The following is a 14824-nucleotide window of genomic DNA, read 5'->3' as shown; positions in this document are numbered from 1 at the left end:
ACACGACCGGCGGTGGGTCGTGCCTCGGCGTCGTGGATTAATCGTCGCCGTCGACGGGCGCGGGCGGACGCGACCGACCGAACCCGAGTAGGCCACGAACCGACCAGTCAGCGTTGAACACCCGGTCCCAGACGACGAGCGCGGAGGGGATCACCAGCAGGGACGCGAGGAAGGCGTACGCGATTGACAACGCTGTCAGGATGCCGAACTGGCCGATCGCGGGGAACACAGCCAGCCCGAGCACGCCGATGCCGAACGTCGTGGTGAGCATACTGCCGAACAGCGCGCCGCCGGTCCCGCGAACAGTCCGGTCCAGTGCCGTTTCGAGGTCGTTTTTCTCGAACTCGTCAGCGAACCGGTGCGTGACGTGGACCGAGTAGTCGACACCCAGCCCGATAGTTATCGCCAGCATCGTCGCTGTGAGCGCGTTGAACGGGATATTGAGCAGCCGCATCGTCCCGCCAAGCCACGCTACCGTGACGACGACGGGAATGATGTTCACGAGCCCGAGCGACGGCCGCCCCTCCAGCATGTTGTAGATGAGAACGAGGAACACCGACGAGCCGACAAGCGCAATCGCCAGTGACTGGATGGCTGACTCTAGGATGAGGTCCGAGACAGCCTGGAACACGACGACCGAGCCGGTTGCCGTCGCCTCGTACCGGAAGTCGTCGGCAACGTTTCTCGTGTCGGCGGTCACCTCTGCGTCGGTCGCGTCCGATTCGACTGTGTAGACGACGCGCGCGCTCCGGTAGTCCTCGGTGATGTACTCTAGCGCCGTACTACGGGCCGGCGAGTCGAGCAGATACTCGTATATCTCCTCGAGGTTATCGTCCGGGACCCCGTTGTCGTTTCGGTCGTTGCGCTCGACCATCCGGCGGAACTTGGGGTCGCGCTCTGCCTGGTCCTGAATGACCGTCACGATAGATGTCGAATCAGCGCGTCCGTCCTCTCGGATGAACGAGTCCGGCGGGTTGTTGCCCGCTCGATACATCTGCTCAAGCGCCGCGTCGTTCCGCATTGGCCCCTCTACGTACACCGTCGCCTGACTGGACTGGGTCGTGTCGAATCGCTCATCGAGGAAGTTCGTCACCTCCGTTACGGTGTATTCGCTCGGAGCGAACGGTTCCGGAAGGGCCTCGACGAAGTCCGGGTTCTCCTCGGGCGGCAGGAAGTCCTCCTGACTGAACGACGTCGAGACGCCGGTGGCGTAGTAGCTGGCACCGACCGTGGACACGAGGATGAGCACGAGGAAGACGATCGGGGCGCGGTTCGCGATGACGACACCGCCGCGCAACACGTCACTCAGTGCGGAATCCTCCGCACCCAGCGGCGTCTCGCTGAACGTCGGAATGGGGTAACGCTGGCGGAGTCGGTCCAGTTCCACCTTCGCTGCGGGCAGGAACACCCCGAAGATGAGGAAGGTGAACGTGATACCGACAGAGGCCACGTAGCCGAAGTCCTGAATCGGCGGCAGTGCGCTGGTGAGGTTCGCGGCGAACCCGATGACTGTTGTCCCGGTCACGATGAAGAACGCGACAAGCAGCTGGTCGGTCGTGATACGCATCGATTTCTGGATGGACGCGCCGGTTTCGCGCTCCTCCCGATACCGGTTGACGGCGTGAATCCCGAAGTCGATACCGACCGCCAGTAACAACGGTGGCACGGCGATGAGCATCTGCGAGAAGGGGATGCCGGCAAGCCCCATGAAGCCGAACGTCCAGACGACGGCCATAAACAGCGCGAGCAGGCCAAGTGCCATGTCCGCGAGGTCGCGATAGGCAATCGTCAGGAAAAACAGGATGAACAGCACTGCCGCGGGCACGGTCAGGATGAGCGAGTCGCCGACGACGTTCGAGAACTCGTCTGCGACGATACCGCTGCCGAACAGGGTAATGCCGCCGTGGTCAGCGCTGGCGACAGTGAACCCGGCCTGTTTCTGGATGCTCGTCAGCGGACTCGAACCGCCTTGCCCCGACCCGGAGGAAATTCCCGCCGGGACCTCGTGTGTGACGACCCCGATGGTCGCCGATGCCGAGGCGGCTTTACGGTTGAAGTCCTTGCTCAGTAGCGATCTGAACCGGGGGTTCTGCTCGGCTGCGCGCCTGACAGCAGCGTCGATTTCACTCGGCGTTGCGGCTTCGACAGCATAGACCTGCTGTTCAGTCGTCGTCGCTTCCGGGTCTAGCTGCTGGGCGACAATGCTGGCGGCGCTTGAGGTCGATGTGACACGGAGCGTTCCATGCTGTTCCAGCCGATGCTGTGACCTGAGCATCCGGAGCAACGCCGGCTTCGAGAGCACGTTGGTTTCCTGCTGGATCAGCTGTGTGCTCCCTGTGTCCGGTGAGAAGGTCGGTGAGAACTTGTCGTTGACCTCCTGTAGTGCCTCCTCGGCCGGCAGTCCGGTCGTAAACTGCGACGTCCCGGAGTTGGTCGAGACGCTCCCGAGGCCGGCGCTGAAGACCACCGTCACGACCAGGAAGAGGAGCACCACCTTCCGTGAATCGTGGACGATGCGGTCGTCCGCCCAATCGATGTAGCGCTGGTAGTCCATGCGTTAGCGGAACCTGAAGTAGCCGCCGATGGCCAGGGCGGCCACGAGTGCGACGCCGATAATCGCCGTCAGCGGCGAACTGCCACCGCCGGAGTTAGTCACGGAGACCGGGAGGCGGTAGGTGTCGGACACTGGCGTATCTCCGTCCGGCTCCTCGTACTGGAAGTCCACCGAGATGGGATAGTTTTTGGTCATCGCGGCACCGCTTGCGCTGATACCGAACTCGATGGTCGTTGACTCGCCCTGGTCGAGGCTGTCGACGTACGCCTGGTCGTCCGACACGGAGATCGGTGACTCGGCGAACAGCTTCGCCTCGATATCGGTCAGTCGCTCACCGGCGTCGTTGGTGATGGTCACTTCGAGCGTGCTCGACCCACCCACGTTGACCGACGCGTTCGTCGTCTCGACGATAAACTCGTCGGCGCTGCCGTCGACGCTCTGCCGGATTTCGAGCGTGTCACTCTCGCGCCTGTCGCCTTCGCTGTTGCGGTAGTTGGCGACGAAGTCGAACTGTCGTGGGCCGGAGTTCGCGTTGTCCGACACGTCGGCGTCGAACGAGACGGTCGTCGACTCGCCCGGTTCGAGGTCGCCGACCGCGTACTGGGTCTCCTTCGGCGAGATGTTGTCGTGGGTGCTCGCCCAGTTCAGCACGACGTTACGGACTGTTCGGTCGCCGGTGTTGGTCAGCGACGCTTCCAGCGTGCCGTCGTCACCCGCCTGCAGGGACGACTCGACGTCTCCCATGGCAAAGGACTGTTCGGGTTCGGGCGTAAGTCCGAGTGAGATGTCGTCAGCGACGCCGGCATCGCCTTCTGGGTCGTCATAGCTCACTGACGCCGACAGCGCGTAGCTCTGTGTCTTGGCGTCGTCGCTGGCGCTTGCATCGACGCTTACCGTTCGCGTTTCACCGGGCTCCCAGGAGCCGACAAACTGCGATGTGGATTCGGACTGTCCGAACGTAATCGCGCTGTTCTGCGTGGTAAGTGTCACTGTCGCGTCCGAGACTGTGACAGGCCCGTCGTTGCGCAGGGTCACGTTATACGTCCCGGAGTCACTGACAGCAACGTCGCTGTCAACACGTTCGACAGTGAACGTTTGCTCGCGGGCAGGTGTAATCCCGATTGAAGAGGCCGACGTACTCTTTCGCACCCCGTCGGTGTCATCGAAGTCGACTTGCAGGTCAAACTGATACGGTTCGGCTCTGGCGTCACCGCTCGCACCGACGCGGTACCGGAGCGTCCGCTGTTCACCAGCCTCCCAGGTATCGATGAACCGGGAGCTGCTGGTGTCACTACCGACTGTGAGTTCAGGGTTTGTCGATTCCAGCGTTACTGAGGCTTCTCGGGCTGGTTCGTCACCAGTGTTCTCGACGGTGACTGCAACCGTCCCGACTGAGTCGACGCGTGCGCCGGAGTCGACGCCCACCACGTCAAAACCCGCGTCGTCGTCGATTTCGAGTTCGAGTTCGACCCGTTCAGTCGCGGTTTCTTCGTCACGTGCCCCGTCGTTTTCGGAGATATAGCTCGTGTACTCGTATTCAACGATGACAGGAACGGTGTAGTCCCCAGGACTTGCGTCGTCATCGACGCTGATGTCGAATGAAATCGGACTCGTCTTGCCTTCCGGGACGGAGCCGACGGCCTGCTTGTTCGTTGTTACCGTAATCGGGGCGTCTCCGTTGTTGACTTTGACTGTGGTCCCGCGGGCGGTCGTTACTTCACTGTTCTGTATTCCCTGGGTCGTAGACCCGGAGTCGACCGTTCCGCTGTTGACGAGGACAACGTCGAGTGTCGTCTCCTCACCGGGCGTAACGGTGTTATCGACCAACGTTGCGTCGAAGTCGGGGCTTCCGGTCACGGCGCCGATCGCCGTTCCGGATGCCATGAGCAATGCGACAACTGCCAGCGTCAGTAATGTTCGTGGTTTCATGCGTAGGGACACTTCGGACATTCCGTGTCGTTGTTTCTGTCCGGAGCGGACGTCATGCCTGGGAGATCGGGATATGTACCCACATACGTCTGTGCAGACTCCCGCCCGAACCGTGTACATCGAACGAACGTTCGGTCGCCTATCAACGTTGTGGTTCAGTAACAGTGGGAAGATATTTACTGCCCGAACGAATATTCGGTCGGGATGAGTGATGGAATTCCGTTCGCCGGGGAACCAGCGGACTCGCACGAGGCGATAATGCGAGCCACGTTCCGTGCCCTCCGGGAATACGGGTATGCCGGACTTTCGATACAGCGAATCGCGGACGAGGCCGACCTCAGCAAATCGACGTTTTATCACCACTTTGATGGCAAGGAGGACCTCCTGTTGTCGTTTCAGGAGTTCATCCTCACGGAATTCAACCGCATCTTTCAGGTCGAATCGACCGGCGACCCCGAACAGGACATCAAGACGTTTGTCAGTCTCATTCTCGACGATTTCCCGGACTGCGTCGAAACGCCAACCAAGGACGCCGTCCTCGGGTCGTACGTCGAGATGCGCGCCCAGGCGGTTCAGAACTCGGACTTCCGCGAGAAGTTCACCGAGACGGACGAACTGTTCGCCCGGCAACTCGTACAGATCATCGAGGACGGCATCGAACAGGGGGTCTTCGCCGACGTCGATCCCGAAACGGTTTCGCGGTTCCTGATCACGATACTCGACGGCGTGATTCTTCAGAGCGCAACGCGAAACGACAACCCTGTCGCCGAGGTTCGGGACACTATCGACGAGTATATCGAAGAGACGCTGATTCTCGGTACCTAGCTTCGGCTGATCGACTGGTACGTCTCCTTCAACTCCTCGAAATCATCGTTCTCGGCGTTCAGCACCCACTCCAGCTCTTTTGCCCGTTCTTTCAGTCTGGTGTACTCGTCGCTCGCCTCCAGTTGTGACGTGGATTTCTCGCGTTCCAGCACGGAGAGTTTCGAGGAGATCCGGAAGTACTCGTCGAGCCTGTCGTCCTTGCCGGACCTGTCGAGGTGCTGGTCGAGCGCCGACAGGAGCGTCGACTGGTCGACCGGCTTCTGGAGGTAGTCGTCGAAGGGCATCTCCAGAATGTTCAGGTCGGCGTCAACCGCGGTCAGCATGATGATGATGCCGTCGTACCCCCGCTCGCGCAACCGGGATAGCACGTCGTCGCCGTGCACGTCGGGCATTCGTCGGTCGAGCAACACGGCGTCGAACTCCGGGCCGGCAGCGTCGAGCGCCGCCTGACCACTGTACACGACAGTCGTCTCGTAGCGCTTGCCGAGTTTCAGAGCCTGCGTGTCGGCGACGTCGTGCTCGTCGTCGACGACGAGCACCCGCGGCGGGCCGCCTGTAGTTCTTGACACGGTACTACACCGTTCTAGGGCTGGCAACTGTATATGTTTTATCGGCGGCCGCCTCTCGAAAAGCGTTAACCGATGGCCCGTTGAGTGTATCCCGATGAGCAAGTCGTCGGCGGGCACGGGCGGTCGACATCGCCTTGGCAGCCTCGCGGCCGTGGTCGGTTGGATAGGGGCAGGAGCGGTCGTGCTCGCTACCGTCGCGCTGGTGGTGCAGTCAGTGTTTTCACTCGGACTTTCGGAACAGGTTACCGTCGGCCTCGGTCTGGCGCTTGGCGGCGGGCTGGGCGGCGTCTCCTACCTGCTGGTAACTGATTCGCCCGGTGAGACGACTGACGAGACGATGACTGTGTCGGCAGACGCCGAGCAGACACCGGAGCCACAGCCGGTGGATCTCTTCGACGGTCATCCGGACCCGGTGTTGTACTTCGCCGATGAGGGCCATGGCCCGGTCGTGCGTGCGGCCAACGAGGCGTTCGGGACCACGTTCGACGTGCCGTCCGACCGCCTCAACGGAACGGCGCTCTCCGAGGCGCTGCTCGTGGCTGGTATCGACGAAGTGGACGCCGAGACAGTCAGTACAACTGACCTCGATGTCGTGGCCCTTTCGACGGCACTCGACAAACCGAGACAGTTCCGGCTGCGGACGGCCGGCGCCCCGTCGGCCGGCTACCTCCTGCTCACGCCGCTGGGGACAACGGGCGATTGAACGGCCGAACGCCGCCCGCGGGTCGGCGGCGTAACGGAACTTTAAAGATTCCATCCCGGCGAGATTCTGGATAGGAATGCTCGCGTCACCGCTGCAACTCATCGATAGTTTCCTGCTGAACTACACCATCGGTGATGTCCTGCTACTCGGCTTTGTCGGTGGGCTCGTCGCAATTCTCCCGCAACGGTCGCTCCGGATGCTGGGACTGCACACAATTGCGCTGGGCGCACTGCTCGTGATTACACCGGCATCGGCGATGGAACCGAACAGTGCGAGCGTCCTCGCATCGTCGTTCCAGTACAAACTATTCGGCATCGTGCTGCTCGTCCTCGCCCCGGTGCTGTACGCCGTCGGTCGGCGTTAGGCTAGCTTGTCGAGTGCGGTGAAGAAATCAAGCGGCGGCCCGGCAAGTCGGACCGGCTCGCCCGCACGCGAGATTGTTATCCGCTCCGGCGGGACCACGTCCTTTCGAACCCGACCGTCACTGACGACGACACCGCTGTCGGCGTCTGTGAGTTCGACGACGATTTCGCTGTCAACGTCGACGACCAGCGGCGGTGTCCCCATCTCGTCTGCCATCCCGGTGACGATGAGACCGGCCACGTCGGGGTGGACGAGCGGGCCGCGTTCGCTGAGATTGTACGCTGTCGAGCCGGTGGGTGTCGCCACCAGCACGCCGTCGGCGTGGCCGGACGTGTACAGCGAGTCGTCGACGTACACGTCGAGCGTCGCCCCGCCGCCGTGACCGCGGCGTTCCCCCTGCACGACGACCTCGTTCAGCGCCGGCGAAAGCTCCCAGTCGTCGCCGCTGGCCTGCAGCCGTGGCTTGGCTCGCGTTCTGGCGCTCCCGGTTTTCTGGATGTGTTCGACCTCCGCGACGACGGTCTCGACGGCTTCTTCGGGTGCGATAGCGTTCAGAAAGCCGACTTCGCCGAGATTGACCCCCAGTATCGGTGTTGACCCCGCACCGCGGGCTGCGTACAGAAACGTCCCGTCGCCGCCGATACTCACGACGAGGTCACAGGCGGACATCTCATCGACCGGAGCCGAATCGGGCACGGCTGCCTCCCATGCGTCGTGGTCACCCAGCGCTCCGGCGGTCGTTTCATCCACGACGACGGCCGCCGACGTGGCGCGCAGTCGGTCACACAGTGTACTCGCAAGCGACATGGCCCGGTCGTTGTCCCGCTGCGCGACGATACCGACAGTCATTGCCGGACGTTCCCGCCGGCCGCATATAAACCCTCTACGACGGCAATTATATCCGTCCCGACGCGTATCCACTTCCATGGGCCGTTCGTGTGGCTGGTGGTCGTGCGTATGAGCGGGGACGACGGGTCCGACGACGACTGGTTCGAAAGTGCGCTGGACGATGAGGGCGGCGACAGCGAACAGACGGATACCGACGATACTTCGGCGACACAATCCGAGAGCGGCGCCGAAGAGCCTACAGCTGCGGACACTGAGCCGTTTGCGGCAGACAGTGACGACGGCAGTAGCAGTGGTGAGAGCAGCCCGTTCGGTGACGATGGAAGCGCTGATTTTAGCGAAGACAGTGATAGCAGCCCATCTGATGATGACGGCAGCGCCGCTTCTGGCGGGGACAGTGATAGCAGCCCGTTCGACAACAGCAGCGGTGACCCCTTCAGCAGCGAGAGTGGGCCTGCCGATGCCGACGTTGGGTCCTCCGACGACGATGGCGGCGGGCTCTTCGACGACGACTTCGCCACCGCGTTCGAATCTGCCGGCAGCGGTGACGGTGACAGCGGGAGCGACTTCGAGGAGGAGTTCGAGTCCGACATCCCGCGGGTCGACATCGGTATCGAGGGGCTCGACCAGATGATTCAGGGCGGGATTCCACAGCGGCATCTCATCGTCACTATCGGTTCAGCCGGAACCGGGAAGACGACGTTCGGGCTGCAGTTCCTGCACCACGGCCTTCGGAACGGCGAGAACGCGGTTTTTCTGACGCTCGAACAGTCTCACGACGCGATACTGGACACCGCCGGTGACCGCGGCTGGGGGTTCGAGGAGTACGAGGAACAGGGCCAGCTTGCGATCGTCGACCTCGACCCGGTCGAGATGGCAAACAGCCTCGACAACATTCGTGGCGAGCTGCCGGCACTCATCGAGAAATTCGACGCCGACCGGCTGGTACTCGACTCCGTCTCGCTGCTCGAGATGATGTACGACGATCAGTCCCGTAGACGCACCGAAGTGTTCGATTTCACCCGGTCGCTGAAACAGGCCGGCGTGACGACGATGCTCGTCTCCGAGGCCAGTGAGAACAACCCCTTCGCGTCCAGACATGGTATCATCGAATACCTGACCGACGCGGTGTTCATCCTTCAGTACGTCCGGTCGGACACTGGCGAGACGCGACTTGCCGTCGAGATTCAGAAGATACGGAACGCGAACCACTCGCGGGAGACGAAACCCTACGAGATAACGAACGACGGCATCTCGGTCTACCAGCAGGCCAACATCTTCTAAACCGTTGCCGTCCCGACCGACTCCGGTTCGTCCCGCTCGTCGAGTGCGGCGTTGTAGCCGCCGGCCCAGAGGTCCGTCGCGACGACCAGCACGTAGAAGGTGGCGAACGGACTGAGAATCACGGCGATGAGCGAGCCGATGAACGGAACGACGTTGAGCAAGTTCACCACGACGTTGGCGGCGATGAACAGCGCAATCGAGACCAGCCACGGCGTCGCGTACTCCGGGGACATGACTAACTTCCGGAGCGTCCCGAAGTCGAACCCGGCACCGAACTCGCCGGTACAGGCGAAGTGGATGATGGCGGCCGTCGCCACGTAGCCGAACACCAGCGACAGGACGAACGATATCGCCAGCCCGCCGAAGAGGCCGGCCAGACCGGCACCCGCTCCGGCGCGAGTTCCGGTCGCCATCGCGAACAGGCTGCCGCCGACGGTCACCCCGAACACGACGAGCGGGACGAGCATATACACGATGCCGATGACCCAGGCTTTGAGGCCGTCGACGAACAGTTCGCCCCAGTCCTCGAACCCCGGCGGCTGTGTCGCTCCGTCTGCCCGCTCGCGGACTGCCTGAACGAGATAGCCGTACACGAGGATAGCGGGGACGAGGAGAAATACGAGGAGGCTGAGGACGCCACCGATGAGAACGGTCATGGTCCAGTCGTCGTCTTCCATGGGATACCTGAGTGCGTCGTCTATCGATTCCATGCCTATCGGTCACACGCAACATAGTTAGTTACAGACACCTTGCCGGATTATTCGCTCGGCTTACCGCTGGACTGTGGTATGTCGCCGCCGACACTGTCTCGCTTAAACCGTACCGGCTTGCGGAACCAATAAATCACAACCGGGCGACAGGAGGGATATGGTACTACTTGTGCCCTTCGACGGTTCGGACCTGTCGAAAGCCGCGCTCACGCGGGCGATGGAGTTCGCGGACTACCGCGACGAGGACATCACTGCGCTGTCCGTTATCCCGGACGATGCGGCGTACGCGCGGGAACGCGGCTGGACCGATGCGGACGAGGCGTTCACTGTCGAGGCGGTCGCCGACCGGATGCGAGAGCAAGCCGAGTCGGTCGCCCCGGCGGCGTCGTTCCGCTACGAGGTCCCGGAAGACGTGAGCTCGATGGCGTCAACGACGACGAATATCACCCGGACGATCAGAGAGGTCGCTCACGAAGAGGAGGCCTCGATCGTGTTCATCGGCAGTGAAAACGCCGGGCGGGTGTCGACGCCGGTCTGTAGCGTCGGCTCTCCAGTATCAGAAGACCCTGAATACGACGTCCATATCATCCGGCACCCGTAAGCTATCTGACGACAGTTACGGGGATGGACGCCCGTCTGACGACGATTTCGGCGACGCTGCCCAGCAGGATGCGGGACATCCCCGAGCGGCCGTGGCTTCCCATGACAATCTGGTTGATGTCGTGCTCGTCCGCGTACTCCACGATGACCTTCGTCGGTCGCCCGACCTCGACGACGCGTTCGACGGACTCGACACCGGACTCGGTCACCTCCGCTTCGAGTTCGTCGAGCAGGTCCTCCGCTGTGGCTTTCTGTTTTTCGTACCACTCCTCGGAGAAGGAGGGAATCGAGGCCTCTGCGCTGTAGCCCGCCTCTGCGGGGTTGATGACGTGCAGGAGGACGATCGTTGCGTCGGGATGCTCCTCGGCTGCGAACGAACAGGCGACCGTTGCTTGATCTGAACTGTCGACCGGAACGAGGATTCGCTTTTCCATATACCCACTTCCGCTGGGGCCGGTTTGAATCTTCGGCCCGCTGCAATCGGTGAGTTGGCCTGCAGTCTGTCAGTCCCGCCCGTGACGGGTCACGCATGTCGACAGGCCGATCAGTTCGACCGGCTCGGAGTTATCGGGCGAGTAGACGACCCGCTGGCCCTTCTCCATGTAGGGGACCTTCGATTCCAGATTGCTGGGGATGTTCACCGCCGAGATGGCGTCCTCGTCGCCGAGGTTGAGGACCATCGTCGTGTTGATCTGCTTGAACACCGGGTCGGCGATGTCCTGTGGGTCCTGCGTGATGAGGTACAGGCCGAGGCGCTCCTTCCGGCCCTGTTTGGCGGCTTCGGTGAACTTCCCGATGACCTTGCGCCCCTGGACGCTGTCGGCGTCAGTGAGGAAGTTGTGGGCCTCGTCCATCCCGAGGACGAGCGGCGTCTCCTTGATGCGGTCGTAGTCCGGGTCGTTCGAGAGCTTCTGGTCGATGAGCAGGCTGGAGACGGCCAATACGATTGTCGATGCGGTCCGGGAGTCCGTGATGTGATAGGTCGGGATGACCGTCAGCCCGCCGTCGCGGACGAACTGCGAAATCTGGTCGGTGATTGGTCGGGCATCTTGATCGAAGACCGTACCGAAGCCTTGGACGCGGCGCTTGACGGCGTCGAACGTGGCCTCGTGGACGTCGCCCGCTTCGTCCAGTTCCTCCTTGAGCGCGGGGTCCCCGAGGAAGGTCCGGAAGTCGCTGTAGGTCCCGCCCTCCCCGTATTCGCGCTTGAACCGCGGGAGCAGTGTGTTCACCAGCGCGCCGTACTGATTGTCGTTCAGGCTCGACCCGGCGATGAGCCAGGGGTTGTCGTGGACGAGCGAGAACGGGATTGTGAACTCCACCTGCTCGGCGCGGTGGTGGCTGGCGTTGTAGTCGGCCCCGGCCACCTTGGGGACGAAGGCGATGGTGTCGTCGTGGCCGCCGTAGGCGACGCCCTCCCGCTCACAGCGGCGCTCGAACTCGTCAGTCATCGCGGGGTTGTCGTCGTGCATCTGGGCGTACTCGTCCTGCGGATCGAACTGGACGACCGCGAGTTCGGGCGTGCGGCCGTCGCCCATCTCGTAGGTCCGGCCGAGATACTGCCGCAGGACGTTCTTCGAACTGTGGGTCTTCCCGGACCCAGTCCCACCTGCGACGAGGGTGTGCCGGAACACGAGCGGGTCGCCGGCGTCGTAGTCGTCTTTCAGCCGGTAGTCGATGGTCGGCGGCTCGGCGGCCGTCCGGACCTTTTCCCCACCGACGGCGAGGTGGCCCAGAAAGACGCCGTCCTCGGGAATCTTCAGGCCGGTCTTGATTTCTGACTTGTCGGTGGCCTCCCGGACGACGGTTTCGGGTTTTGGCACCCGGTCGGTCATCCGGCGTTTGAGTTCGCCGCCGTCGCTGTACAGCACTGCAACCGGCTCAAGCTCGGCGATGAATTTGAAATCCCGCTCGTCGATGCCGCGCTCCCGCATCGCTCGCCGGGCGTGGATTTCGGTCGCGTCGTCGGCGTGGAACTCCTGGGCGTACTCCAGGGCCTTGATGCGGCAGAACAGGCGCTCACCGCCTGGATAGGGGACGAGCAAATACGTGCCGATGCGCAGACGCGAGCGGTTCCGCGCGGTGACGTACGCCCGGAGGACCGTTTCCTCCGCCTCTTCGCTGATTCGGAGGCCATTCGCGGCCGAGAGGACGCCGAGGCCGGTGTCTGTTCCGGCCGGTGTCACATCCATATCTTCGAAGTCATCGTCTGCAGACTGTGTTGTCGGGTCGGTTTCCCCCGACGCATCGACAGCTCCATCGCCGTCGTCGGCCGTCTCGGCCGACTGTGCGGCCTCGTCGTCGGCCGCCGCGTCGTCGCCGTCGAAATCAGTGAAATCCCCGAGGTCGGACATACCCCAGTTCAGGGTAGCCGGGGATTAACACCTTTCCCCAGCAGCATGGGTAGTGTTTAGTTTGTAGCATTATGCCAGCAAGCGAAACTCTGCAACCAGTTTTCGGCGGTTTCCGGGTCGACGTGACTGAAGGAGTTTGAAAACGACGAGGTTCGACGCTTCAGTTCTCGAAAAATCCGTTCGACAGCGTTCCGATTTCCGTTGCGACACATCTGAAATCGGAGTCCAGTTCGTTGCAGTGCAGTTTGGAGGTGTTGAGCGCCATCGACCAGAAAGACAGCAGTTTCGACATCGTGTTTTTGCCGAAGTTCGCGCAGGAAAATTTCCGTGAGGGTGGTCGTAGTCGTCGCAAACAGCCGGACGTGAAGCAGTTCGTTCGACTGCGGATCGGCGGCAGCGTACAGCCAGAATTGCTGATTATTGATGCGAATCACTGTTTCGTCGAGCGCAACCTGATTCGGAGATTTCCCAGATTCGGGCTGTAGATCGGCTTTCTGAACCCAATCGTGGATCGCTTTCCGACTGCGTCGGACACCCAGCGAATCGAGTAATTCGACGGTATTCGACAACGACAGTCCCGCAACGTGGGATTTAATACCCAACGCCATCGCCGACTCGGGTGTCCGCTCACGCTCCACAAAATCCAAATCAATCCAGTCTCTATGTCCGCTGAGGCGGCTGATTTCTGGCATAGGCACCAAGAAATCTGTCCGCCTCACTTTTCACGCTTAACTAAACACGACCGCAGCATGAATGTGAAACCTTACCCGGATGGCTGTCAACGAACGCATATGAAGCCGACGCGGGTGATGTCTTTCAATGTGCGGTACGATACCGCCGGGGATGGGGTAGACGGGTGGCCCCACAGGCGGCGGCTGGTGGCGGGGACCATCCAGTATCACGACCCCGATATTATCGGGGTGCAGGAGGCGATGGCACACCAACTCCGGGAGCTAGAGGTGTTGCTGGACGGCTACGAGTGGGTCGGTGACCCGCGGGACTCCGTCGATGCCGGCGGGGAGCACACGGCCATCGGCTACCGGGCCGAGCGCTTCGATTGTGCGGCCACGAACACGTTCTGGCTCTCCGAACAGCCCGCCGAGCCGAGCAGCGTCGGCTGGGACGCCGCCTATCCCCGCGTAGCGACCTGGGCCCGCCTTCGTGACCGCGATGCTGACGCTGACCTCCTGTGTCTGAACACGCATCTGGACCACGAGGGTGCTGACGCCCGCCGTTCAGGTATCGAACTGGTGCTTGACCATCTCGATTCTGCCGCCCGGGATGCGCCCGCAGTGGTGATGGGCGATTTCAACTGTGTCGTCGGTGAACCGGCCTACGAGCGCGCCGAGGGGCACGAACTCCCGGATGGCCGCCGGCTCGTCGACACCCGCGACACAGCGACCGTCACCCACGGCCCGACGACAAGCCGAACCGACTTCCACGAGCTGCTTCCCGAGATGGGGATCGACCACGTGTTCGTCAGCGAGGACGTGGCCGTCGACACCAGAGCGGTCATTGCCGACCGCGACGACGACCACTACGGCTCCGACCACCTGCCCGTCGTGGTCGACTGCGAGCCCTGACCCGGCATATTTGGTTAGTGTAGAGAAGTCAAGAATAGCCAGCCGGGGCTTTCTGGCTCTCTGCAGTCGCCATTGCTAAACTAAATATACCCATGACCCGGCGAAGAATCTTTTGCCGCTGGGGCCCCTACGTGTAACTATGTTGCTTATTCGGGGGACGGCGGGCGGGACGGCGCTGACCGGGACGCTGTACGAGCCGGGTGAGGAGCCGCCCGAGTTCAAGGGCGCGCCGGACGAGGGGACGCCCTACGTCTGGGTCTGTGACGCTTTCTACGAGGTCGAAAGCGGCGGACAGGTCCAGTCCATCGACGACCGCGAGATCCGAATCGCCTTCGAATCCCCGATGCCCCGTGGCTTCGAGACGCGCGATGCGGCCATCGACGCGGCCAAGGAACACGTCCGAACGCAGTTCGCCCGACTCGGCGTGGCCGGCGAGACGGTTGAAGTGACGGTACAGCAGGCCGAGACGGCGTAGTCGGAGCGGCCAGCTTTACCGCCGTTTTC

The 14824-nt window shown here is 62.3% G+C and carries 15 protein-coding genes; 7 read left to right on the top strand and 8 right to left on the bottom strand.

The window, feature by feature from the left end:
- Window positions 1–37 precede the first annotated feature (37 nt).
- Both AV059_RS20045 and AV059_RS20040 read right to left on the bottom strand, forming a co-directional pair.
- Window positions 38–2554: an RND family transporter gene (locus AV059_RS20045; RefSeq protein ID WP_058997384.1), complete on the bottom strand. Its 2517-nt coding sequence runs from the start codon at window positions 2552–2554 to the stop codon at window positions 38–40.
- Window positions 2555–2557: 3 nt separating this feature from the next.
- Window positions 2558–4483, bottom strand: a complete 1926-nt coding sequence (locus tag AV059_RS20040) for a COG1361 S-layer family protein (RefSeq protein WP_058997383.1) — start codon at window positions 4481–4483, stop codon at window positions 2558–2560.
- Between the two features lie 204 nt (window positions 4484–4687).
- Between AV059_RS20040 and AV059_RS20035 the strand changes: the two genes are divergently transcribed.
- Entirely contained in the window at window positions 4688–5308 is a 621-nt protein-coding gene (locus AV059_RS20035; protein WP_058997382.1) for a TetR/AcrR family transcriptional regulator, read from the top strand.
- On the opposite strand, the gene AV059_RS20030 is transcribed toward AV059_RS20035, so the two are convergent.
- Window positions 5305–5847: a response regulator gene (locus AV059_RS20030; protein WP_058997381.1), complete on the bottom strand. Its 543-nt coding sequence runs from the start codon at window positions 5845–5847 to the stop codon at window positions 5305–5307. The genes AV059_RS20035 and AV059_RS20030 overlap by 4 nt on opposite strands.
- Before the next feature lie 124 nt (window positions 5848–5971).
- On the opposite strand from AV059_RS20030, the gene AV059_RS20025 reads away from it, so the two are divergent.
- Together AV059_RS20025 and AV059_RS20020 are read left to right on the top strand one after the other, a co-directional pair.
- Window positions 5972–6580 (top strand): hypothetical protein, encoded by a 609-nt coding sequence (locus AV059_RS20025; protein ID WP_058997379.1) that lies wholly within the window; start codon window positions 5972–5974, stop codon window positions 6578–6580.
- Between the two features lie 76 nt (window positions 6581–6656).
- A complete protein-coding gene (locus tag AV059_RS20020; RefSeq protein WP_004963905.1) occupies window positions 6657–6944 on the top strand; it encodes a hypothetical protein in 288 nt (95 codons plus the stop codon).
- Here the strand turns inward: AV059_RS20020 and AV059_RS20015 are convergent.
- Window positions 6941–7792 (bottom strand): NAD(+)/NADH kinase, encoded by an 852-nt coding sequence (locus AV059_RS20015; RefSeq protein WP_058997377.1) that lies wholly within the window; start codon window positions 7790–7792, stop codon window positions 6941–6943. The genes AV059_RS20020 and AV059_RS20015 overlap by 4 nt on opposite strands.
- Before the next feature lie 108 nt (window positions 7793–7900).
- On the opposite strand from AV059_RS20015, the gene AV059_RS20010 reads away from it, so the two are divergent.
- Window positions 7901–9073, top strand: a complete 1173-nt coding sequence (locus AV059_RS20010; protein ID WP_058997375.1) for a KaiC domain-containing protein — start codon at window positions 7901–7903, stop codon at window positions 9071–9073.
- On the opposite strand, the gene AV059_RS20005 is transcribed toward AV059_RS20010, so the two are convergent.
- On the bottom strand, window positions 9070–9783 hold the full coding sequence (locus tag AV059_RS20005; RefSeq protein WP_058997373.1) for a DUF4013 domain-containing protein: 714 nt from the start codon (window positions 9781–9783) through the stop codon (window positions 9070–9072). The genes AV059_RS20010 and AV059_RS20005 overlap by 4 nt on opposite strands.
- Window positions 9784–9940: 157 nt before the next feature.
- Here AV059_RS20005 and AV059_RS20000 point away from each other — a divergent pair, with 157 nt between their 5' ends.
- Window positions 9941–10384, top strand: a complete 444-nt coding sequence (locus AV059_RS20000) for a universal stress protein (protein WP_058997371.1) — start codon at window positions 9941–9943, stop codon at window positions 10382–10384.
- Window position 10385: 1 nt separating this feature from the next.
- Here the strand turns inward: AV059_RS20000 and AV059_RS19995 are convergent, their stop codons facing one another.
- From AV059_RS19995 to AV059_RS19985, 3 genes are all read right to left on the bottom strand, one after another.
- Complete coding sequence (locus AV059_RS19995) at window positions 10386–10817, bottom strand: universal stress protein (RefSeq protein WP_058997370.1); 432 nt, start codon at window positions 10815–10817, stop codon at window positions 10386–10388.
- A gap of 69 nt (window positions 10818–10886) precedes the next feature.
- Window positions 10887–12737, bottom strand: coding sequence for an ATP-binding protein (locus AV059_RS19990; protein WP_058997368.1), 1851 nt, complete (start codon window positions 12735–12737; stop codon window positions 10887–10889).
- Between the two features lie 56 nt (window positions 12738–12793).
- Entirely contained in the window at window positions 12794–13429 is a 636-nt protein-coding gene (locus AV059_RS19985; protein ID WP_058997365.1) for an IS6 family transposase, read from the bottom strand.
- Window positions 13430–13528: 99 nt separating this feature from the next.
- Between AV059_RS19985 and AV059_RS19980 the strand changes: the two genes are divergently transcribed.
- Both AV059_RS19980 and AV059_RS19975 read left to right on the top strand, forming a co-directional pair.
- Window positions 13529–14320, top strand: a complete 792-nt coding sequence (locus tag AV059_RS19980) for an endonuclease/exonuclease/phosphatase family protein (protein WP_079990807.1) — start codon at window positions 13529–13531, stop codon at window positions 14318–14320.
- Window positions 14321–14459: 139 nt separating this feature from the next.
- On the top strand, window positions 14460–14795 hold the full coding sequence (locus AV059_RS19975) for a hypothetical protein (RefSeq protein WP_058997363.1): 336 nt from the start codon (window positions 14460–14462) through the stop codon (window positions 14793–14795).
- Window positions 14796–14824 lie beyond the last annotated feature (29 nt).

The sequence above is a fragment of the Haloarcula sp. CBA1127 genome, assembly GCF_001485575.1.
GTDB lineage: Archaea > Halobacteriota > Halobacteria > Halobacteriales > Haloarculaceae > Haloarcula.
This window is presented reverse-complemented; position numbering and strand designations above follow the sequence as displayed.